The organism is Nonomuraea antimicrobica, from assembly GCF_039536965.1.
GTDB lineage: Bacteria > Actinomycetota > Actinomycetes > Streptosporangiales > Streptosporangiaceae > Nonomuraea > Nonomuraea antimicrobica.
Genome location: NZ_BAAAZP010000031.1, coordinates 32,258 through 53,418 on the forward strand (window position 1 = coordinate 32,258; position 21,161 = coordinate 53,418).

Here is a 21,161-nt window from a genome sequence, read left to right on the forward strand (position 1 = left end):
CCGTTTCGCAACTCCTCGGTCGGTCGGCACCCTCGACCCGTCCCGACCTCCCGGCGGGCCGAAGCGTTGCAGCACCCGCTCTGAGCTAGACGGGAGTCCCGGGAGGGGACTTGAGCAGCGGCGCAGCCTCGGCGAGACAGCCGCCGTGCCCCTGCCGCAACGCACCCGCCGCCAGACGGATCAGATCGATGCTCCCCCCGGCGCCACCGCTCGGATCGTGCACCTTCAACTTCACGTCCAGGCTCACCGAGGCACCGCCCCAGGACTGCGCCTCGATGTTGATGTGCGCCACCTTGTGCGACCCCAGGTGTGGCAGGTAACCGAACGGGGCCACCTGCACCCGGTCCGCCGCGGAGCCGTCCACGGCCAGGGCGTTGAGTTTGGACTGCAGTTTGGTGTTGCCGTTCTCGACCAGGTTACGGAAGTCCTCGGTTCCGCCCAGATTGACCTGGTAGGAACTGGTCAGGGTGAGCCCGCGTTCCTCCAGCAGCCGCAGCAGCGCGTGATGCACGACCGACGTGCCGAACTGGCTGGCCAGGTCGTCGCCCAGCAAGGGCAGCCCAGCCGCGGCGAACCGATCAGGCCACTGCGGGTCGCGGGCCACCCCGTCCGAGGTGATGTTGATGAACGCCGCTCCCGCCCGCAACGCCGCCTCGGCATACGCCCGCGCCGTCTCCTGCCGGCCGCTGGGAGCCGCGTAGAGCACCACCTCGGCCCCGGCGAGTTCCCCGGCCACGCGGTCCACCTCGGCCGCATCGGTGAGGCCGCGGCTCACCGTGACGCCCGAGGGCGGCAGTTCGGCGGTGAGCGGCGGAAAGTTGTTGGGCGGCAGGAAGATCGCCTCGGTGAGGTCCTTCCCGATCCGCTCCGGGGAGATGGCGAACGCCGCCACGAAGTCGATGTCCCCCACGCCCAATCCGTCGATCACCGGCCGCCGGACCCCGACCAGGTCCCCCGTGGCCCGGTGCAGAGCTATCCCCTGCACCAGGGCGGAAACGGTGTTGCCGACTCCGACGACGGCGACTCTCACGCGTTCGATCATGGACGCCAGACTACGTCGCCGTTCCCGCCGCCGGAGTTCCGGCGAAGCCGTCGAGGTCAGGGGCTGGTGAGGATGACGAGTTGCCGGGTCGCCCGGGTCATCGCCACGTACCGGTCGACCGCTCCCTCGAAGGCGCCTTCGCCGCCGAACGTCTCCGGGTCGATGAGGACCACCAGGTCGAACTCGAGCCCCTTCGCCAGCTCCGGGGTCAGCGACCGGACGCGGGACGTCGCCTCGAAGGCGGGATCGCCGATGACGCAGGCGGTCCCGTCGGCGTGCGCGGCGAGCCAGGCGTCGAGGATCGGGCGCAGCTCCGAGGTGGATCCATGGACGACGGGGAGGCTGTTGTCGCGGATGGAGGTCGGTACGTTGGCGTCGGGAAGCACGGCCCGGATGACCGGCTCGGCCTCCTTCATGATCTCTTCCGGGGTCCGGTAGTTGATGGTCAGGGACGTCAGGGTGATCCGGTCGAGCCCGATCCGTTCCAGCCGTTCCCGCCACGACTCGGTGAACCCGTGCCTGGCCTGGGCCCGGTCCCCGACGATGGTGAAGCTCCGCGACGGGCAGCGCAGCAGCAGCATCTGCCACTGCGCGTCGGTCAGCTCCTGGGCCTCGTCCACCACGACGTGCGCGAACGGCCCGGCGAGCTGGTCCGGGTCGGCGGTGGGCAGGGCGCTCGCGTCGACCAGGGAGTTCTGGGCGTCCTGTCCGCGCAGCATCGTCACCAGGCCCTCGCCGTCGTCGTCGGCCTCGATCAGATTGTCGACGACCCGCGTCATGTTCTCGCGCTGGGCGGCGAGGGAGGCGGCGTGGCGGCGTTCGCGTCGTGCCGTCTCCGGGTCGCCGAGCCGCTGCCGGGCGGCGTCCAGGAGCGGCAGGTCGGACACCGTCCAGGCGTGGGCGTCCGCGCGCTGGAGCAAACGGATCTCGTCGGGGCTGAGCCAGGGAGCGCACAGCCGCAGGTAGGCGGGCACCGTCCAGAGGTCTCCGACGAGGTCGGCCGCCTCGATGAGCGGCCACGCGCGGTTGAAGGTCGTGAGCAGTTCCCTGTCCCGCAGGAGTGATTTGCGGAGCAGGCCGGGCGAGACGTCCTCGTTGTCGTGCTTGTCGGCCAGGATCGTGAGCAGTGCCTCCCAGATCTGGTCGCGGGCCTCGTTGTGCGGGGTGCCGGGCTCTGCCGCCTCGAACGCCTCGGCCCAGTCGTCGGCGCTCAGATAGACGTCGGACCAGGGGGTCGTGATCGTCATGCCCGTGGTGGGCGGGTTCTCGTAGAACCGGACGGCCGGCTCGATCGCCTTGACCATGGTCGCGGACTCCTTCAGCCGGGCCACCTCCGCGTTCGTCTCGATCGCCGCCGTGGCTCCCTCGGGGACGAGGTCCCGCAGCGTGCACGTCTGCACGCCCTCCTCGCCGAGGCTGGGCAGGACGTCGGCCACGTAGGCCAGGTAGGGCTGGTGCGGCCCGACGAACAGCACGCCGCCCCGGCGGTGACCGAGGCGAGGGTCGGAGTACAGAAGGTAGGCGGAACGGTGCAGGGCCACCACGGTCTTCCCCGTGCCCGGACCGCCGTCCACGACGAGAGCGCCGCGGGATCCCGCGCGGATGATGGCGTCCTGGTCGGCCTGGAGGGTGCCGAGCACGTCGCGCATCCGGGACGAGCGGCTGCCGCCCAGGCTGGCGATGAAGGCGGACTGGTCGTCGAGCGCGGCGTGCCCTTCGAACCCGTCCGTGGTGAACACCTCGTCCCAATAGTCGCTGACGCGGCCGCGGGTCCAGCGGTACCGGCGGCGGCTGGCCAGGCCCATCGGGTTGCCGTGGGTGGCTCCGAAGAACGGTTCGGCGGCCGGGGAACGCCAGTCGAGCAGCAGCCGGCGTCTCGCGCTGTCGGTGAGGCCGAGGCGTCCGACGTACACGGGCTCGGGGTCGTCGGCGCCGACCATGCGGCCGAGGCACAGGTCCAGGCCGAAGCGGCGCAGCGCGCGCAGGCGCGCGGTCAGGCGGTGGATCTCCAGGTCCCGGTCCATCGCCTGCCGGCCCTTGCCGCCTGGCGCCTTCCGTTCGGCGTCCAGGCGGTCGGACAGCTCAGCGATCGCCTGTTCGAGGCTCTCCGCGATGGCCGCGAAATGTCGCTCGTCGCCCGCGACCAGCGCCGGGTCTGCCTTGGGGGCGAGATGACCGGGCAGGTCGAACGCGCTGGTGGTGGTGGGGTTCATGTCATTGGCTCCGATCTGAGGCCGCTCGCGGCCGTCGCGCACAGGAAGGGTCTTCACGCGTGCTTCACGCGGGCACCGGCGGCCTTTCCCGCCTGACCGCTTCGTCTCCCCCGTTTCCGCAGGTTCTGGCCTCGGCCGACGATTCTGCGGCATGCCCCGGGTCTTGCCGCAAGCCCCCCGGTGCGCTATACGTTGAGAACGGAGGGAGGCGCGCAGCCTCCCTTTCCTCTTTTCACCCGCCACAGCCGGACGACCGCAGCGAAGGATCCGGCCGGGCGTCGGCACGCCCACCAGAGCGCCACGTCGGGCCGCTCCTCCTTCAGCAGGGCGACGACGGCTGTGGCCCGCGGGTCGTCGGGGACGTGGCCGGTGTTGGCGCCCAGCTTTCCAGCAGGGCCCGCGTCGGCCCGTCGACCACGGCGGGGGCGGCGAGCGGGGCGGACGGCAGGAACCCGGCCAGCGCGAGCATGTGGCGATGCGCCGCGTCGTCCATGCCGAGCACCCGGCAGAGCACGTCGAGCACCTGCCTGGTGGTGCTCACCCGTTCCGTGACACGGTGGGCACTCTGCTGGTGGACGACGTACGGCCGCACCACGACCGGCTCGTGGCCGAGGGCGCGGAGATCATCTTCCCGTTGCAGGAGGTGCCCACCGGGGCCGGGTTCAACGCCCGCCACCCCGACGGGACGGTCGTGGAGTACGTTCACCACCGCCCCACCCCGGACGGCCTCTGACGTACCGGTCAAGGGACGCTGAGGTCATCCGACCAGGCTGAAGAAAAAGGCGATCAACCCGTTGATCGAATCCGCGGCCGACTCAGGGCCCATGAAGCCGATGACGACCGCCGAGACGATGACCGCAGGAACGACGACGAGGTAGCCGAGGATGAGTCCCGCCACTGCCATGCCGTGCCCGGCTCGCAGGCCGCGTTTGGTACTCCGGGCGGCCACATGGCCCAGGACGACGGCCGCGATGGACGGGACGCCGAACATGCACCAGCTACCGACGAGTCCGAGAAGCCCGAAGACGAGGCTGGCGACGGCGGCGCCTGACGTCGGCTGCAGGGGCATGGGATCGCCCCTGTGGGGAGGGTGCATGTCGTCTCCGTCCCTGGACGAACATCAACTCGCCACGATCCCCCATTCCCCCCTACCGGTCAAGGGCGCTGATCGGGGGTGCCGGTACCGCGGTCGAGCGTTCGTCAGCCCGGTGTGGGTCACCAGGTGACGGGTAGCTCGTGCATGCCGTACACGGCGGCCTCTTCCTTGAACGTGAGCTGGTCGGCGGGGACGGCCAGCCGCAGGTCGGGAATGCGCCGGAACAGGGTGGCGAAGACGATCTCCAGCTCGACCCGGGCGAGGTTCTGCCCCAGGCACTGGTGGATCCCGTAGCCGAAGGCCAGGTGGTTGCGGGAGCCGCGGTCGAGGTCGAAGCTCTCGCCGTCCTCGAACACCTCGGGGTCGCGGTTGCCGGCGTTGGCCAGCATGAGGACGCCCGACCCGGCGGGGATCACGGTGCCGCTCAGCTCCACGTCCTCCAGCGCCACCCGGGCCATGGCGAACTCGGCGATGGTGAAGTACCGCAGCAGCTCCTCGACCAGGTTGTCGATCTTGTCGGGCTGGTCGCGCAGTGCGGTCACCGCCTCGGGGTGCCGTTCCAGCAGCAGGTAGGTGCCGAGCGAGATCATGTTCGCGGTGGTCTCGTGGCCGGCGATCAGCAGCAGGAAGGCCATGCTGATCAGCGACGGACGGTCTTCCTGGCCGCTCTCGCGCTGCTTGGCGATCTGGCGGCCGAGCAGGTCGTCGGTGGGCTCCAGCTCCTTGGCCGCGATCAGCTTGTCGATGTAGACGGCCAGCTCGAGGATGGAGTGCTGCCGCTCCTGCTCACTGGCGCGGCGGTTGAGCAACTGCGCCGAGTGGATCTGGAAGAAGTCGTGATCGTCGTACGGGACGCCGAGCAGCTCGCAGATCACCAGTGACGGCACCGGGAGGGCGAAGTCGCGTACCAGGTCGGCCGGGCGCGGGCCGTCGAGCATGGCGTCGATGTGCTCGTCCACGATCTGCTGGATGCGCGGACGCAGGGCCGCGATGCGCCGCAGCGTGAACTCCCCCACCACCGCACGGCGGACCGGGCCGTGCTCGGGCGGGTCCATCTCCAGCATCATCTTGGGCAGCGCCGACTTGGTCTCTGGGCTTTCCGGACGGTCGAACAGCCGGGGCGAGTTGGGGTGGCGGCGATTGGCGGTGAAGCGCGGGTCGCTCAGTATCGTACGGATGTCCTCGTGGCGGGCGGCCACCCACGCGTTCGTGCCCATGGGGAGCGTGACCTTGGCGACCGGCTGCTCGCGCAGGAGCCGCAGGTGCTGCTCGGGCGGCGAGAACGGGCATCCGCGGGCGGTTTGCAGCCTTCCGGCGGAGTCAGTGGTCACGGTTGTCCCCATTCAACGACGTCGGCCAGTTTCTCGATCTTCAGGTGCAGGATAACCGGCCCGGCCGAGACATGTAAATATTTGTTGACTTATTCGGGTATTGTTGTCGACCGGTTCTCCTGACGTTGAGGGCCGGGCGGGACGGCGGTCACAACCAGTCCGGGTCCTCGGCCAGCTTCTCGGTGATGCGGTCGTAGAAGCTCTTGCGGGTCAGGGCCCGCTCGATGTCGGTCACGACCCGGGTGAGCGGATAGGGGATCTCGGCCTCGATCTCGGCGATGGCCATCTCGGTGGCCCGCCACTCCGCGGCGAGACGGCCGATGACGCGGCGGGCCTCGTCCGTGAGCGTCACCTCCTTGCTGCGCGCGTCGTCGCCCGCGACCGTCGTGACCCAGCCCGCCTCCCGCATGGCGGCCACCTTCTGACTGAGGGCGGAATGCGTGCGGCCGACCGACTCGGCGAGCTCGGTGATCGTCATCGGGCCGTGGGCGTGCAGGCGGAGCAGCTCCATCACGTAGCTCGGCTTGAGGCCCTTGATGCGCTTCTCGGAGTAGACGCGGGCGATGTCCGCGTCTATCGACGCCTGGAGCAGCCGCAGGGGGCGCCAGAGGCTCTGCCGGGTGGGGTCGGATGCGCGAGGATCGGCCATTCGGCCATCCTAGAAGATTTTATATAAGCACTGTCACTTGCTCGGGCGGCGAGCGAGACCAGGGATACCGTGATTTTAGGGTTATCCGGCGAAGAGGCCAGAAACCGCGCGAAAGCCTCAACAGACGGTTCAAAGATACCGTTGAAGGCATGGATTCTGGCATAAAAGACGCCGCCCAGCCCGTCGAGGCCGCCGCCGTCATGCGGCTGCTCCCGGCCCGGCCCCGGCTGCTCGCCGTGGGCGAGCCCACCCACGGCGAGGACGTGCTCCTGGAGCTGCGCAACGAGCTGTTCCGGCAGCTCGTCGAGCAGGAGGGCCACCGCGCGATCGCCATCGAGAGCGACTGCCTGATGGGCCTGGTCGTGGACGACTACGTCACCTCGGGCACGGGCACCCTCGAGCAGGTCATGCGAACGGGGTTCAGCCACGGCTTCGGCGCGTCCGCGGCCAACCGCGAGCTCGTACGGTGGATGCGCGCCCACAACGAGGAACGTCCCGCGTCCGAGCACGTGCGCTTCGCCGGTTTCGACGGCCCGCTGGAGATGACCGGCCCCGGGAGCCCCCGTCAGGCACTCACCGCGCTGCACGGCTACCTCGCGGCCCACGGGGACGCGGGCCTGCTCCCCTGCGCCGCGGAGACGCTCGACGGCCTGCTCGGCGCCGACGACCGGTGGACCAACCCAGCCGCGACCATGGACGCCGCCCAGTCCGTCGGGCAGTCGGCCGAGGCCAGGGAGCTGCGGCTGCTGGCCGACGATCTGGCCACGCTGCTCGACGTACAGGCTCCGGCCCTGATCGCGGCGTCCTCGCGCGACGACTGGGACCGGGCCCGCCTGTACGGGCGCACCGCCACCGGCCTGATGCGCTACCACTTCTGGATGGCCGACACGTCACCGAGCCGGGTGTCGCGGCTGATGGGCCTGCGGGACTCGATGATGGCCGCCAACCTGCTCGCCGTCGCCGAACGGGGCCCGGCGATGGTCCACGCCCACAACCGCCACCTCCAGCGCGACAAGAGCGTGATCCAGTTGGCGGGCCTGCCGCTGGAGTGGTGGAGCGCCGGCGCGATCGTACGCGCTCACCTGGGCGAGAACTACGCCTTCCTGGCCACGGCGCTCGGCACGATCCGGCACCGTGGCGTCGACGTCCCGCCTCCCGACACCGTCGAAGGGCTCCTGTACGCGCTCCCGGAGGACCGCCACGTCGTGGACGCCCGCCGGTTGGCCGCCGCCCTCGGCGACGCGCGGCCCGTCCGCCCCCGTGCGTCCCCCTACTACGGCTACCTGCCGCTCGACCCGGCCCACCTCGACGAGTACGAGGGGATCGTGTTCGTCAGGGACCTCCCGTCGGGTCAGAGCCCCTCCTACGATCGGGTCGTCTCGTAGTCCGGGCTCGTGGTCCGGGCGGTCCGGGCCGCCGGGCGCATGGCCAGGGCCAGCACGGCCGTCCCGGCGAGGATGACCGCGGCCACGACCCCGGTGACGTGCAGACCGGTGGTGAACGCGGCCCGCGCGGTGTGCAGCAGCTCCGCGCCCTGGTCGGCGGGAAGGTGCCCGGCGGCGGCGAGCGCGCCGGCCAGCGAGTCGGACGTGCCGTCCGTGCGGCTGCGGTAGACCACCGCGGCCAGCACGCCGATCAGCGCGAACCCGAGCGAACCGCCGAAGAAGTTGCCGGTTTCCGACATCGACGCCGCCGAGCCGGCCCGCTCCGGCGGCACGGACCCGACGACCAGCCCGGTGCCCAGCGCGAACAGTGGGCCGGCGCCCAGCGCCAGCACGCTGATACCGATCATCACCAGCGGCAACGCGCCCGGGCCGTCGACGCCGACCAGCAGCAGACAGCCCAGCGCCGACACCGCCAGCCCACCGGCGATCGCCGTGGTCTCCCGCATCCGGCGGGCCAGGGCCGGCGCGAGCATGGTGCCGATCGCCGTGGCCAGGCCCATCGGGGCGAACAGCACCGCCGACACGAAGGGCGAGAAGCCCAGCACGCCCTGGAGGTACTGGGTGACCAGCAGGCCCGTACCGGCCATGACGACACCGGCGAAGACCAGGGCCACGAGCACACCGGCGAACGGACGGTTGCGGAGCAGCCGCAGGTCCAGCAGTGGCGTCTCCAGCCGCAGTTGGCGCCGTACGAACAGGTGGCCGAGGGCCACGCCGGCGACGACGGCCGCCGCCGGCACGACCGGCACGCTCTCGACGGTGAGCTGTTTGATGCCGTAGACCGTCAGGAGCACGGCCGCGAGCGACAGCCCGACGCTCGCCAGGTCCAGCCGGCCGGCCTGGTCGCCACGGTATTCCGGCAGCAGGAACGGCCCGGCGAGCAGCAGCAACACCATCGCCGGCACGGCGACCAGGAACACCGAGCCCCACCAGAAGTGTTGGAGCAGGAACCCGGCCAGGATGGGTCCGAGCGCGCCGCCAGTGAACGTGCAGGTCGCCCAGATCGCGATGGCCCGCCCGCGCTGTCGTTCGTCCCGGAACATGTTGGTGATCAAGGCGAGGGTGGACGGCGCCAGGGTCGCCCCGGCGACGCCCAGCAGCACCCGCGCGACGATCAGCATCAGCGGGCTGGTCGCGAAGGCGGCCACGATCGACAGCACCGCGAACGCCGCTCCGCCGATCATCAGCAGCCGCCGGCGGCCGATGCGGTCGCCGAGCGTTCCCATCGTGATGACCAGGCCGGCGACCATGAATCCGTAACTGTCGCTGATCCACAGTTGCTGGACGTTGTCGGCGCCCAGGCCCGCGCTCAACTGCGGGAGCGCGAGGAGCAAGGCCGTCGCGTCCAGCGCGACGAGCAAGGTCGGCAACATGAGGACGGCCAGTCCCAGCCAGGCCCGTTTGACGTGCATCTTCGAGGCTTCCTGTTCTCTCGGCGTTTCGACCGTTGGTCGGAGCCGCCGAGAGCTTCTCGACATCGGCGCGGACGGACGTTTCCCGCCGATCCCCGGCCTTCCCGGCCCGGAGGCACGCCGGAGGTCAGGGTTGCCCAGGCGCTCGCGGGATGAGCAGCCCCCGGTTGAACGCCTCGGTGACGGCGGCGGCGCGGTCGTTCACCCCGAGCTTGGCGTAGACGTTCAGCAGGTGGGACTTGACGGTGGCCTCGGTGATGAACAGCCGGGCGGCCACCTCGCGGTTGGTGTTCCCGGCCGCCACGAGTTCGAGGACCTCGAGCTCCCGCTGGCTGAGCAGTTGCGGCGCGGGCGTCCTGACCCGGTTCATCAGCCTTGCCGCCACCGAGGGGGACAGCACGCTCTCGCCCTTGGCGGCGGCTCGCGCGCCTCGCAGCAGGTCCTCCCGGGGGGAGTCCTTGAGCAGGTAGCCGGTCGCGCCCGCCTCGATCGCGGGCAGTACGTGGGTGTCGGTGTCGTAGGTGGTCAGCACCAGCACGCGCGCAGTGTTGCCGAGCCTGGTCAGCTCGGTGATCGCGGTCAGCCCGTCCATGCCCGGCATGCGCAGGTCCATGAGGATCACGTCGGGCCGGAGCCGCTGGGCGAGGCGCACGGCCGACGCGCCGTCCGCGGCCTCGCCCAGCACCTCGAATCCGGGCGCGGAGGCGAACATGCTGCTCAGCCCGTCTCTGACGACGGGATGGTCGTCCGCGATCACCAACCGGATCGGGGCCTCGGCCGGGCGCTCGGTCATGCGCGGCTCCCGGTGGACAGGGTGGGTACGCAGGCCGAGATCCCGGTGCCGGCGCCGGGCTCGGACTCGATCCCCAGCGTCCCGGACAGCCCCTCGATACGCTGCCGCATGATGGTCAGGCCGAACCCGTCGCCGCGGGAGGGCGGCCACGGCCCGCCGGTCGCGCCCGTGCCGGATTCGAGCTGCGCGGGATCGAAGCCCCTGCCGTCGTCACGTACGTCCAGCGCCACCTCGTGCTCCAGGTAGGACAGCGTCACCCCGACCCTGGTCGCGTGCGCGTGCTTGGCCACGTTGGCCAGCGCCTCCTGCGCCGTGCGCAGCAGCGCGAACTCCGCCTCCGGCGCCATCGGCCGTGCCGTGCCGGTCGTCGTGACCTGAACGGGGAGCCCGTGCAACTTCGACCACCGGCCGCTGACGTCGGCGAGCGCGTCGCTCAGCCGCGCGGTCTCCAGCGGCTCCGGCCGCAGCGCGTCGACCGAGCGCCGGGCCTCGGCCAGGCTCTCCCTGGCCAGCCTGGTGACGGCGGCGAAGGGCCGGACCCACGGCGCCGGGACCTCGTGCATCTGCTCGGCCGCCTGGAGCTGCGCGATGATGCCGGTGAGCCCCTGCGCCAGGGTGTCGTGGATCTCGCGGGCCATCCGCTGGCGCTCCTCCAGCACCCCCGCCTCCCTGGCCTGGGCGAGCAGTTGGGCGTGCAGGCCGGCGTTCTCGGCGAGCGTCGCCTCCAGCAGCCGGTTCGTCCGGCTCAGCTCGGCGAGGGCCTGCTCGCGCCGCTCCTCCTCGCTCTCGGCGAGCCGGAGCACCCAGGCGGTGCCGCACATGAGGACGACGTTGGCGACGACGATGGCCAGGAACAGCGTCAGGCCCAGCCCGGTCGTCGGGTCCACGCCGGAGCCCTGCGCGGTGCCGGCCATCACGGCCGTGGCGGCCACGGCGGGCAGCCGCCACGGCCAGCGGACGACGGTGAAGGCGTAGATGTAGGGCGCGGGGGTGAACAGTCCGAACACGGGATCGCGTACCACCAGGATCGCCGTGATCACCGCCAGCCCGGTGAAGAACACCCCCATGATCCGTGGCCGGTCCCGCCAGGCGGGACGCAGGGTGAACATGCCGAGCATCCACGCCGCGGCCAGCCCGCACAGGCCGAGGTCGACGAGCGGGGAGTCGCCCGCCGCGGGCCCTCTGATCACCTTGTACGCGGCGAGGGCCGCGAGCAAGCTGTAGGGCACCGCGGTGACCAGGAGGAACGACGGCCTCTCCAGTGCCGCGGCCCAGCTCTCCGGCCCTTTCCGCCTGCTCAAGATTCCCCTCCCCTCCGTGCCGAGTCTATTCCCAGCGAAACCAGCGGACCGCGATGATCGAGCACCCGGCCGCGTAGCCCGCCAGGGTCAGGAGCGGGAGCGCGGAGGGGAAATCCCCGAGGTAGGCGTCCTGGAACGCCCCCATGCCCGCGCCGAGCGGGGTGTAGTGGGCGATGTTCCGCAACAGCGGCGGCATCTGCGAGATCGGCACCCAGAGCCCGGCGAAGAACATCATCGGGAAGAACAGCACCGTGCCGATCGCCGTGGCAGGGCCACGACCGGGCGCGAGTGCGGTGATCAGCAGGCCGATCGCGAGCAGCGCGGCCGCCGCGAGCAGCCAGGCGAGGGCGAAACCGGGAAGGTGCTTCGGCAGGTCGACGCCGAAGCCGAGCCTGGCCACCGCGAGGAACAGGACCATCGCGACGACCGCGATGGCGAAGTTGGCCACGAGCTGGGCGGTGAGCACGCGGGCCGGGCCGACCGGCGTGGTCCGCATGCGCCGCAGCACGCCGTTCTCCCGGTATCCCGCGAGCGTGGTCGGCAGGGAGGCGGTGGCCAGGATGGCCAGATTGAACAGGATCAGGACAGGGACGTAGAGGTCGAAGTAGGTCAGGACGCCGCCGGGCTCCACGGGTTCCCGCAGGTCGGAGATGCTGCCGAGGACGATCAACAGGATCAGTGGGAAGCCGATGCCCCACAGGGGGGCGACCTTGTCTCGGACGCACAACGTGCTCTCGGCCTTGATGAGCCGCCACGTCGCGGAACCTCGCTCGGCGGTGACGGGGAGTGCGTCGGTGCGCAGGGCTGACATGGGTATGAGGTCCTCTCTGTGCTGTGTTACCGGGGGCCGGATTCGAGGCGCTTGCCGGTGAGCTGGACGAACGCGTCCTCCAGGCTCGCCTGCTCGACGCGCAGCCGTTCGGCCACGATCTGGTTGCGGGCCAGGACGGTGGTGACGGCGTTGAGCGCGTTGTCGCTGCCGTCGACGATGACCAGTTCGCCCCGGCGGGTCACGGCGGAGACGTCGGGCAGGGCCGTGAGCAGGCGGTCGTCCAGCGGCCTGGACGGGCGGAACTGGATTCGCTGCCCGACGCGGGCCCGCTCGGTGAGGCCCGCCGGGGTGTCCACCGTGACGACGCGACCGGCGTCGATCAGCGCCAGCCGGTCACACAGCCGCTCGGCCTCCTCCATGAAGTGGGTGACCAGCACGATCGTCACCCCACGGGCGCGCACGCCCTCGATCAGTTCCCAGGTGTCGCGGCGTGCCTGCGGGTCGAGGCCGGTGGTCAGCTCGTCGAGGATCGCCACCCGAGGGCTGCCGACGAGCGCGAGCGCGATCGACAGCCGTTGCTTCTGGCCGCCGGACAGCTTGGCGTAGCGGGTCTTCGCCTTGTCCGCGAGGCCGAGGCCGTGCATCAGCTCACGCCAGTCGGCCGGCCTGGGATAGAAGGAGCCGTACAGCTCCAGGGCCTCGGCGACCTGCAGCCGGTCGGGGAGCAGGCCGGCCTGCAACTGGACACCGAGGAGTCGGGTCAGCTCGGCGCGATCGTGGCGGGGGTCGAGCCCGAGCACCTTGATCTCGCCCCGGTCCTGCCTACGGAGGCCCTCGACGCACTCCACCGTCGTCGTCTTTCCTGCGCCGTTCGGGCCGAGGATCCCGAAGACCTCGCCCTCCTGAACGGTGAACGACACGTCCTCGACCGCGACCTTGTCGCCATAGCGCTTGTGGAGGTCGCGTACCTCGATCACTGGTGGCATGTGGGGGTCCTTCCCGGGCTCGTGCCCATCGGTGGTCGGCTGGATTCAGCCTGCTACGAGCCCCACTGCCGGCAACACCGGCCGGTGGACGGGACCTCGCCGCCGAACGGTGGGGGAAGGCGATCCACCGATCGGTTGAGTCGGCGCCCGGGAACGAGGTCCGGTCACGGCGGATCCGGGTGCCACCGTCCTGGGTGTCGCCGCGGCCACCCAGATGCCCGCCCGGCGTCCGCGCTGCCGACGGGCCGCCACGTTCCCTTTACGGCGGCGGCGGCGCGGACGGGCCGGAGCAGGGTCAGCGGCCGACCGAGCGGGCCAGGCGGCGGCCGAGGTCCTGGGCCGGTCGCTCGACGAACCGGTACGTCAGCGCGGCGCAGGCGACCACCACGCCCAGCAGCAGGACCGACGCCGCGATCCGCCCGCCGAGCGGCACGGGCGCGGGCTGCGGGATCAGACGCCGCAGGACCTGGATCCCGAGGGGGTGCAGCAGGTAGAAGGAGTAGCTGATCAGCCCGAGGCGCACCAGCACACCCGGCCAGGTGTACGATCGCAGCGCCCGGGCGAGGAGGAAGGTCAGCCAGGCCGCCGCCACGGCGGCGCTCCAGCTCCACCTGAACGCCAGCGCCTTCTCCTCGGACATCCCCCAGCCAGGGCCGAACCAGATCGCGGCGGCGATGCACACGACCGGCACCAGCACGATCAGCCAGCTCGTGATCCCCCGCCGCAGGCGGCCCTCGTCCAGCCGGGAGAGCGCGGTCCCGGCGAACATGGTGGCCACGATGGCCAGGCTCTGCCAGGCGCCGACCCGGCTGTTGACCGCGAGCAGCACGACGGCCAGGGTGGCCAGGATGATCGCGCCGCACATCCGTACGCGGTGCCCGCCGCCGAGGACCGCGGCCAGGCCCGCCATCAGCACCATGGCCACGATCAGCACGACGACGTCACCGCCGAGACCGCGTGAGAGCGCACCGGCGGGCAGCGTACCGCCCACGAGCACGGCCGCCATCGCGAAGGTGAGCGTGCCGGCGGTCCCGCCCCCACGGCCCCGCCCGAGGACGAAGATCGCGGTCACGAGCAGGTAGAACACCATCTCGTACGACAACGTCCAGAACACGTTGATGACGCTGACCACCTGGACGAAGTCCTGCAGCATCGTCAGATGCGCGAGGCCGGACACGACCGGAGATTCGCCCAGTTGGGCGGGCAGCGACGAGTAGACCTGGACCAGGCCGAACACGGTGGCGAGGACCGCCGCGAGCAGGAACAAGGGATAGAGCCGGAACACCCGGCCGATCCAGAACCCGGCGACGCTGCCGCGCCGTTCCAGCGAGGCCGGCACCACGTAGCCGCTGATCAGGAAGAACACCATCACGCCGTACTGCCCCAGGTCGAACCAGGGGCTGACCGTCGCCCGCACCTCGGGAAAGAGCGGATCCAGCAGGTGCTCGAAGAGCACGGCGAGCACGGCCACACCACGGAGGGCGTCCAGCCACGTCTGCCGGCGGGCCGACGGGGGCCCGTGCGTCTGGATCGGGGTCTGCAGCCCGCCTTCCCTGGCGGCCAGGTTGATAGACACTCAGGTAACGCTATGCGGTAAACCTGGATGGTCGCTGACCGCGACCGAAGCGCCACCTGTGCGGGCCCGCCCGTCAGGCCCGTGCCCGCCCTGGCCGGAATGTCAACCGATCTGGTCAGAAAGGCCCTTTCCCGCGCCCAACGGGGTGGGGTCGGCTAGTTTGCGGTCGAACCACGCGCGGGTGCGTTCGAGCACGTCGAGCTGGTGGTCACGGCGCTGGATCGCGTGGCCTTCCCGTGGATAGACGACGAACTCGTGTTCGATCCCGAACCGCCGCAGCGCGCGGTGGAAGTAGGTGGCCTGGCCGACCGGCACGTTCGTGTCGTCCTCGCCGTGCAGGATCAGCACCGGGGTGCGGATCTCGGACGCGTACGAGATGGGGCTGAGCCGGTCGTGCCGGTGCGGGCCGGTCCCCTCCCAGCCGCAGCTCCCTGCGAGCCCGGCCTCCAGGGTTCCGCCTTCGCCGGTCGCGACGAGCATGCCCCAGTCGCTGATGCCCGCGCCCATCACCGCGGCCTTGAACCGGTTCGTCTGCCCCACCGCCCAGGCGGCCATGAACCCACCGTGGCTCCACCCGCCGATCCCGAGCCGGTCGGGATCGGCGACGCCGTCGGCGATCAGCAGGTCGATGCCGGTGACGATGTCCGTCCATTCCTCCACGCCGACCGCGCCCGCGACGGCCGCCGCGAACGCGTGCCCGTGGCCCTCGCCGCCCCGTGGATTGGGCAGGAAGACGGCGTACCCGGCGGTCGCGAGCCACTGCCCCGAGGGGATCACGCCCAGCATGAACTGGTCGGCGTGCCTGGCGTACGGGCCGCCGTGCACCAGCGTGACGAGCGGGAACGGGCCGTCGCCTCGGGTACGTCCGGGCGGCAGGATCAGCAACCCGTCGAGGACGAGCCCGTCGGACGCCCGGTACGACAGGCGTTCCTGCCTTCCCCACGCGACCTCGCGCAGCTCCGGCCTGGCGTCGCTGAGCCGGAGGAGGCGACCGGCTGGCGGCCCGGCGTGCACGTTCATCGGCTCGTACGCCGTGCTGACCAGCGCGGCGACGACCCCGCCCGAGCGGCTCGCGGTGAGCGAGGCGGCCAGGCCCTCGAGGGAGGACACCCGCTGGAACCGGAGGGTCGCGGGGTCCAGCCGGTGGATCGCGGTGTCGAGCCCGTCGGCGAACAACGCCAGCGGCGGCCCCTCCCCGACCCCCGCCAGGCCGGTCGGGCAGGCGGTCATGCCGCTGGTCACCGGGAGGTGTTCGGCCGCGGCACCGGTCTCCGGCACCACAAGGTTGAAGACCGCGCGACCTCCCACCGGGCCGGGCGGGGTGGTCGCCAGATAGCACAGGTGCCAGCCACCGTCCGCGTGCCACCAGGTGGGCGCGGACGCCTCCAGCCCGGCCCGCCCGAGCTCCCTGACCTTGCCGGTCTCCGGGTCGACCACCTGCAGCGCGCAGGTCCGACGGCCGGGATCGAGCTCCGGGGTGGCCTGGCTGAGCACCGCGAGCGGACCCCCGTCCGGACGCTGCGCCAGCTCGACGACGTGCCTGTCACCGAGTCCGTCCACCCCGTGCGACTGGCCGGTGTCCAGGTCGAGCAGCCACAACCGGTCGTGGGGCACCTCCTGTCCCCACACCTTGACGTCTCCCCTGCCGGGTCGCTCGTCGGGGGGTGACTCCTCCGCGACCACCGCGACCAGCCGGCCGCCGGCGAGCGGGAGGTGGTCGGAGATGCCGCCGGGCCAGGCGGTCAGCGCCTCCGCCGCGCCGCCGTCGAGGGAGATCCGATGAAGCTGGACGGTGCCTCGGCTCGCCCGATCCGAGGCGAAGAAGAGCGAGGCCGAATCCGGCGCCCAGCGCGGGAGGAAGTCTATCGCCGTTCCCTCGGTCAGCTTTCTGGGCGGGGAGGCTGCGTCGGTGGCGGCGATCCAGATCGCGCTTTGCGGATGATCTCCCGTTCGTCCAACCGAGGTGACCGGGTAGGCGACCCAGCGACCGTCCGGAGAGATCACGGGATGCAGGGGCACGGCGCCGTCGACGACCGACCGTGGTGTTACCTCGTTCATCTCAATCGTCCCTCCAGCGTCGGGCCCGGCACTATGACGATCATGCCTCAGATCGCCGATGTGCCCGTCGGGGGACGATCGTCAGCCCGCGGCCAGGTCCATGCGGAGGAACTCGGTGATGCGGAGCACTTTCGGCGGGCGGGCCACCTCGGCGGGCAGGGCCCGGAACGCCTCGTCCCTCCCGACCAGGCGCGGGGCGGCGAGCGCCACCTCCCTCCCGTCGACCCGGAGCCGCGCGCCGCCGGCCGCCAGCACGTTCCGCACCCAGTCCGAACGCGACCCATACACCAGCACGAACAGGTAACCGCCGTCGACAGGATGCGCGTCGAGCGGCGTACGGTACGTTGCGCCGGACACGCGACCGACGTGAATCAGCACCGGCCACTTCCCGCCCGCGATCGCGCGACGGTTGAACACCTTCTTGTTCACGTGCCCCCACCACTTGGGCATCGGCATCGGGACCTCCTCGTCTCCCCCGGTGCGGGGGCGTGCGATTCGCGGGCCTGGCGGACGGTCGCCACCCCGGAGGCTTACACCAGTAAGGCTGCGTACGCCCGTAAGGTTGGCTTACGCTCGTAAGGCTGTCAACCCATCCACACCCCGGAGCCGTCATGACACCGCCACCGCAACCGCTCAGCCGAGGTCTCGTCCTGCAAGCCGCGATCCGGGTCGCTGATCGCGGCGGCGTGGAGGCGATCACGATGCGGCGGGTCGCGCAGGAGCTGGGCGTGGAGGCGATGTCGCTCTATCACCACGTGCCGAACAAGGACGCGATCCTCGACGGCGTGGTCGACATGGTGTTCGCGGCGATCGAGCTCCCCCGCGCCGGGTGCGACGACTGGCGCGACGCGATCCGTACGCGTGCCTCCTCCGCACGTACGGTCCTGTCGCAGCACAGTTGGGCCCTCGGCCTCATGGACTCCCGTCGCAACCCGGGCCCGGCGACGCTCCGCCACCACGATGCCGTCCTCGGGGTCCTGCGGAGGGCGGGGTTCACGCTGCCGATGGCCGCCCACGCCGTCTCGCTCATCGACAGCTACGTCGGCGGATTCGTCCTCCAGGAGGCGAACCTGCCGGTGACGACACCGGACGACGTCGAGGAAGTGGCCGGCGGCATCCTCAAGGACCTGCCGGTGGACGAGTTGCCGTACCTCACGGAGATGATCGTCGACCACGCCCTGCGGCCGGGCTACGACCACACCGGCGAGTTCGACTACGGCCTGGACCTGATCCTCGACGCCCTCGAATCCCGCCGCACCGCGACCCCCACGTGAGACTCGCCCTGGGTCACAGCAGTCGGTCGACCAGCCCGTCCACGTAGTCCGGGGTGAGTGGGCCCAGGTCGAACAGGACGCGAATGTACATCGGGGCCATGATGTGGTCGAGGACGCCGAGCGCGTCGGGCGGGTCCTCGCCGCGTTCGCGGGCGCGGTCGAGCATGGACTCCAGTTGCCGGGCGCGTTCGGCGAGGAAGTCGTCACGCGCCTCCAGTCCCTGCCGGCCCTTGCCGGACAGGGCGATGACCAGGCGCAGCACCGCCAGACCGTCGGGCCCGGTGATCTCGCGGGCCACGTTGGCCGCGTAGGTGCGCAGGTCGCCGGCCAGGCTCCCGGTGTCCGGCATCGGTGACCGCGCGTTGAGACGCGTGAGCGTCACGTCTGTGAGCAGGGTCTCCAGGTTGCCCCACCGGCGGTAGACGCTGGTGTCGGCCACGCCCGCGCGGGCTGCGACCTCGCCGACGGTGAAGTTGCCGTAGCCGCGCTCTCTCACCAGGTCGGTGACGGCCTGGTGCACCGCCGCAGAGACGCGGGCGCTGCGCCCGCCGGGCCGCCGGGCCGGCTGTCGCTCGTCCATACCTCCTACCCTAACGCAGCGCTGACTTGCGTTTGTGGGACGAGCCGCCCTACAGTCCTCCTTAACGCAGTCACTGACTGCGTTTGACGTGTCTCGGGTGGCCTTCGCCGCCACCGGACTACGAACGCATGGGAGGGACCAGCGTTGACCGCACACGAAAGCACCACCACGAAGGCCGCGTCGCCGGTGGCCGCAGGCGTGCCACCGAACCGGGCGGCGTTGCTCACGGTGACCTGCCTGGGGCAGTTCATGGTGCTGCTCGACAACACGATCGTCGGTGCGGCTCTGCCCGATATGCAGGAGCGGTTGCAGGTTCAGTTGACCGGGCTGCAGTGGATCGTGGACGCGTACGTGCTGCTGGTGGCGATGCTGTTGCTGTCCGGCGGCGTCTTCGCCGACCGCTTCGGCCGCAAGCGGGTGTTCCTGGCCGGCGTCGTCGTGTTCACGGTCGCGTCCGTGGTGTGCTCTTTCGCGCCCTCGATCGGCTGGCTGATCGTCGGACGGGTGCTGCAGGGCATCGGGGCCGCGGCGCTGAGCCCCGCCTCGCTGGCCCTGCTCGTCAACGCCTATCCCGCTCCGCAAGAGCGCGTCAAGGCGATCGGGCTGTGGGCGGGGTTCAGCGGAATCGGCCTGGCCGCCGGGCCCCTGGCCGGCGGCGTGCTGACGGACGCCTTCGGCTGGCCTGCCATCTTCCTGGTCAACGTGCCCATCGGCGTGATCCTGCTGCTGGCCGGTCTGCGCATCCTGGGCGAGTCCCGCAACCCGGGCGCCCCCGCCATCGACGTCCAGGGAACGGTCCTGTCCGTCCTGGGCGTGGGGGCGCTGACCTACGGGCTGATCGAGGGCGGCTCGCGCGGCTGGACCTCGCCGGTCGTCCTGGGCAGCTTCGCCGCCGCGGTGGTGATCATCGCTGTCTTCATCGCAGTCGAAGCGCGTGGTTCGACGCCGATGCTGCCGCTGCGGCTGTTCCGGCAGCGGTTGTTCACGGTGTCCAACGCGGCGATGGTCGTGGTGGGGTTCGCGCTCATGGGCTCGACGTTCTTCTTCTCCCAGTTCTTCGTGTACGTCCAGGGCAGCTCGATCCTGCTCGCAGGACTGCAGACTCTGCCCACCACCCTCGCGATGGTGATCGTCAGCCCGTTCGCGGGCCGGCTCGCCGCCAGGTACGGCTTCCGGATCGTGGTCACCGTCGGCCTGCTCCTGGCCGGATCGGGGCTGCTGGCGCTGGGCTTGGTGCACGCGGACACCGGCTACGGGAACGTGTGGTGGCGGCTGGCGATCGTCGGCGTCGGTTTCGCGTTGACGATGTCCCCGCTGACCGGCGCGACCATCCAGTCGGTCAGCCCGCAGGAGGGCGGCCTCGCGTCGGGCATCAGCAGCACCACCCGGCAGATCGGCGCGGTGCTCGGCGTGGCGGTGCTGGGAGCCATCGTCCACGCCCAGGAGTCAGGCGGCGCCTCCTTCGAGGACGGTCTCAACAGCGCCTTCCTCGCGGCCGGCGCCGTCACCTTGGCCGGTGCCGTGTTCACCGGCCTGTGGCTGGTGAGGTCCAAGCCCGCAGCAGACTCCGCGCCGCGAGATTAACCCGCCGAAACACCTCCGGAGTCGCTGATCAACACCTGCCGTCAGGTCCTGGAACGCCTGGATGGCCGGCTGCGACGCTCCTTTCCACGGGCACTGGAGGGAGTTTCCGCATGACTTCCATCTTCGACCAGGTCGGCGGCGCGAGCGCGGTGTCTGCCGTGGTGGACGAGTTCTACCGCCGGGTGGTGGCCGACCCCCGCCTCGTTCGCTACTTCGCCGACACGGACTTGGGCAAGCTCAAGGCCCACCAGCGCAGCTTCGTGTCCGCCGCCCTCGGCGGCCCTCAGGAGTACCGGGGCAGGACGATGGGCGAGGCGCACGCCGGCATGGGCATCACCGGCGAGGAGTTCGACGCGGTGGTGGTGCACCTGGCCGGGGCGCTGACGCAGTACGACGTTCCTGAGCCGACCATCACGACGATCGCCGGCGCCCTCGCCCCGCTGAAGGGTCAGATCGTGGGCAGCGAACTGCCCGCGCTCTGAGCCGGGGGTGGTTGTTCGACCGGGAAGAGGATCGGGCTGAGCAGGTATTGGGCGCGCTCCGGCGTCGGCTCGTTGGCCAGCACGGGCAGGATGGCCCGGCGCAGCTCGCCGATCAGCTTCTCCAGCTCGTCGTGGGTGAGCCAGACGGCGTGCTGCCGGTAGCCGACGAGGTTGGCCATCGGGTCGGCGTCGTCGCGGTCGAGGTAGGCGTTGAACTCGGCCGTCAGGACGGCCATCGACGTGGCGAAGAGACGCCGGTGGTCGTCGGCCGACAGCGCCGCGACCGCCTCGGCGTCGACGACCGCCCGGTCGAGGCGGAGCCGGTAGTGGCGTTCCACCGCGCCACGCACCCGCCGTTCACCGGCCACTTCCAGGATCCCGCTGGCCGCGAGCAGGTCGACGTGCCGGTAGACCATGGCCTTGGAAGCGTCGGGGATCCGCTCGCACAACTGGGCGGTGGTCAGCTCACGGCCGCCGCGCATCGCGTGCACGATCCGCAGCCGCACCGGATGCGCGAGCAGTTCCAGCAGCTCCAAGGTGTCCATGACAGAACGATCTCATGTGGTG

General features: G+C 71.0%; 21 protein-coding genes. 5 read left to right on the forward strand and 16 right to left on the reverse strand.

All coding sequences use genetic code 11. From position 1 onward, the window contains the following. Nucleotides 1–85 precede the first annotated feature (85 nt). The 3 genes from ABD844_RS09475 to ABD844_RS09485 all read right to left on the reverse strand — a co-directional run bounded on the left by ABD844_RS09475 (nucleotide 86) and on the right by ABD844_RS09485 (nucleotide 3,796). Nucleotides 86–1,042, reverse strand: a complete 957-nt coding sequence (locus tag ABD844_RS09475) for a hypothetical protein (protein ID WP_344875074.1) — start codon at nucleotides 1,040–1,042, stop codon at nucleotides 86–88. A gap of 56 nt (nucleotides 1,043–1,098) precedes the next feature. Next, complete coding sequence (helR, locus tag ABD844_RS09480) at nucleotides 1,099–3,255, reverse strand: RNA polymerase recycling motor ATPase HelR (protein ID WP_344875076.1); 2,157 nt, start codon at nucleotides 3,253–3,255, stop codon at nucleotides 1,099–1,101. Between the two features lie 319 nt (nucleotides 3,256–3,574). Beyond that, on the reverse strand, nucleotides 3,575–3,796 hold the full coding sequence (locus ABD844_RS09485) for a hypothetical protein (protein WP_344875078.1): 222 nt from the start codon (nucleotides 3,794–3,796) through the stop codon (nucleotides 3,575–3,577). Between the two features lie 15 nt (nucleotides 3,797–3,811). Here ABD844_RS09485 and ABD844_RS09490 point away from each other — a divergent pair, with 15 nt between their 5' ends. Next, nucleotides 3,812–3,988: a VOC family protein gene (locus ABD844_RS09490; RefSeq protein ID WP_344875080.1), complete on the forward strand. Its 177-nt coding sequence runs from the start codon at nucleotides 3,812–3,814 to the stop codon at nucleotides 3,986–3,988. A gap of 24 nt (nucleotides 3,989–4,012) precedes the next feature. Here ABD844_RS09490 and ABD844_RS09495 read toward each other — a convergent pair whose 3' ends face one another. The 3 genes from ABD844_RS09495 to ABD844_RS09505 all read right to left on the reverse strand — a co-directional run bounded on the left by ABD844_RS09495 (nucleotide 4,013) and on the right by ABD844_RS09505 (nucleotide 6,331). Beyond that, nucleotides 4,013–4,324: a DUF4190 domain-containing protein gene (locus ABD844_RS09495; RefSeq protein WP_344875082.1), complete on the reverse strand. Its 312-nt coding sequence runs from the start codon at nucleotides 4,322–4,324 to the stop codon at nucleotides 4,013–4,015. Nucleotides 4,325–4,470: 146 nt separating this feature from the next. Next, a complete protein-coding gene (locus ABD844_RS09500) occupies nucleotides 4,471–5,682 on the reverse strand; it encodes a cytochrome P450 (protein ID WP_344875084.1) in 1,212 nt (403 codons plus the stop codon). Nucleotides 5,683–5,830: 148 nt separating this feature from the next. Next, nucleotides 5,831–6,331, reverse strand: coding sequence for a MarR family winged helix-turn-helix transcriptional regulator (locus ABD844_RS09505; RefSeq protein ID WP_344875086.1), 501 nt, complete (start codon nucleotides 6,329–6,331; stop codon nucleotides 5,831–5,833). Nucleotides 6,332–6,480: 149 nt separating this feature from the next. Between ABD844_RS09505 and ABD844_RS09510 the strand changes: the two genes are divergently transcribed. Further along, nucleotides 6,481–7,716, forward strand: coding sequence for an erythromycin esterase family protein (locus ABD844_RS09510; RefSeq protein WP_344875088.1), 1,236 nt, complete (start codon nucleotides 6,481–6,483; stop codon nucleotides 7,714–7,716). Here ABD844_RS09510 and ABD844_RS09515 read toward each other — a convergent pair. The 8 genes from ABD844_RS09515 to ABD844_RS09550 form a co-directional block, all read right to left on the reverse strand. Further along, nucleotides 7,695–9,188 (reverse strand): MFS transporter, encoded by a 1,494-nt coding sequence (locus ABD844_RS09515; protein WP_344875090.1) that lies wholly within the window; start codon nucleotides 9,186–9,188, stop codon nucleotides 7,695–7,697. The genes ABD844_RS09510 and ABD844_RS09515 overlap by 22 nt on opposite strands. A 127-nt stretch (nucleotides 9,189–9,315) precedes the next feature. Then, nucleotides 9,316–9,981, reverse strand: a complete 666-nt coding sequence (locus ABD844_RS09520) for a response regulator (protein WP_344875092.1) — start codon at nucleotides 9,979–9,981, stop codon at nucleotides 9,316–9,318. Continuing rightward, entirely contained in the window at nucleotides 9,978–11,282 is a 1,305-nt protein-coding gene (locus tag ABD844_RS09525; RefSeq protein WP_344875093.1) for a sensor histidine kinase, read from the reverse strand. Before ABD844_RS09525 ends, ABD844_RS09520 begins: the two co-directional genes overlap by 4 nt. Nucleotides 11,283–11,307: 25 nt before the next feature. After that, nucleotides 11,308–12,093: an ABC transporter permease gene (locus ABD844_RS09530; RefSeq protein ID WP_344875095.1), complete on the reverse strand. Its 786-nt coding sequence runs from the start codon at nucleotides 12,091–12,093 to the stop codon at nucleotides 11,308–11,310. Between the two features lie 26 nt (nucleotides 12,094–12,119). Continuing rightward, nucleotides 12,120–13,040, reverse strand: a complete 921-nt coding sequence (locus ABD844_RS09535; protein ID WP_344875097.1) for an ABC transporter ATP-binding protein — start codon at nucleotides 13,038–13,040, stop codon at nucleotides 12,120–12,122. Between the two features lie 295 nt (nucleotides 13,041–13,335). Further along, nucleotides 13,336–14,616, reverse strand: a complete 1,281-nt coding sequence (locus ABD844_RS09540; RefSeq protein WP_344875099.1) for an acyltransferase family protein — start codon at nucleotides 14,614–14,616, stop codon at nucleotides 13,336–13,338. 102 nt (nucleotides 14,617–14,718) lie between these two features. Beyond that, on the reverse strand, nucleotides 14,719–16,674 hold the full coding sequence (locus tag ABD844_RS09545; protein ID WP_344875101.1) for a S9 family peptidase: 1,956 nt from the start codon (nucleotides 16,672–16,674) through the stop codon (nucleotides 14,719–14,721). A gap of 81 nt (nucleotides 16,675–16,755) precedes the next feature. Continuing rightward, nucleotides 16,756–17,130, reverse strand: coding sequence for a nitroreductase family deazaflavin-dependent oxidoreductase (locus ABD844_RS09550; RefSeq protein ID WP_344875102.1), 375 nt, complete (start codon nucleotides 17,128–17,130; stop codon nucleotides 16,756–16,758). Between the two features lie 155 nt (nucleotides 17,131–17,285). Here ABD844_RS09550 and ABD844_RS09555 point away from each other — a divergent pair, with 155 nt between their 5' ends. Next, nucleotides 17,286–17,948 carry a TetR/AcrR family transcriptional regulator gene (locus tag ABD844_RS09555; protein WP_344875104.1) on the forward strand — a complete coding sequence of 221 codons (663 nt, stop codon included), beginning with the start codon at nucleotides 17,286–17,288 and terminating at the stop codon, nucleotides 17,946–17,948. A gap of 13 nt (nucleotides 17,949–17,961) precedes the next feature. Here the strand turns inward: ABD844_RS09555 and ABD844_RS09560 are convergent, their stop codons facing one another. Beyond that, nucleotides 17,962–18,528: a TetR/AcrR family transcriptional regulator gene (locus tag ABD844_RS09560; RefSeq protein ID WP_344875106.1), complete on the reverse strand. Its 567-nt coding sequence runs from the start codon at nucleotides 18,526–18,528 to the stop codon at nucleotides 17,962–17,964. Between the two features lie 144 nt (nucleotides 18,529–18,672). Here ABD844_RS09560 and ABD844_RS09565 point away from each other — a divergent pair, with 144 nt between their 5' ends. After that, complete coding sequence (locus ABD844_RS09565) at nucleotides 18,673–20,112, forward strand: DHA2 family efflux MFS transporter permease subunit (protein WP_344875108.1); 1,440 nt, start codon at nucleotides 18,673–18,675, stop codon at nucleotides 20,110–20,112. A 110-nt stretch (nucleotides 20,113–20,222) separates the two neighbouring features. Continuing rightward, complete coding sequence (locus tag ABD844_RS09570; protein ID WP_344875110.1) at nucleotides 20,223–20,594, forward strand: group I truncated hemoglobin; 372 nt, start codon at nucleotides 20,223–20,225, stop codon at nucleotides 20,592–20,594. Here ABD844_RS09570 and ABD844_RS09575 read toward each other — a convergent pair. Continuing rightward, entirely contained in the window at nucleotides 20,561–21,139 is a 579-nt protein-coding gene (locus ABD844_RS09575) for a helix-turn-helix domain-containing protein (protein ID WP_344875112.1), read from the reverse strand. The genes ABD844_RS09570 and ABD844_RS09575 overlap by 34 nt on opposite strands. Between the last annotated feature and the right edge of the window lie 22 nt (nucleotides 21,140–21,161).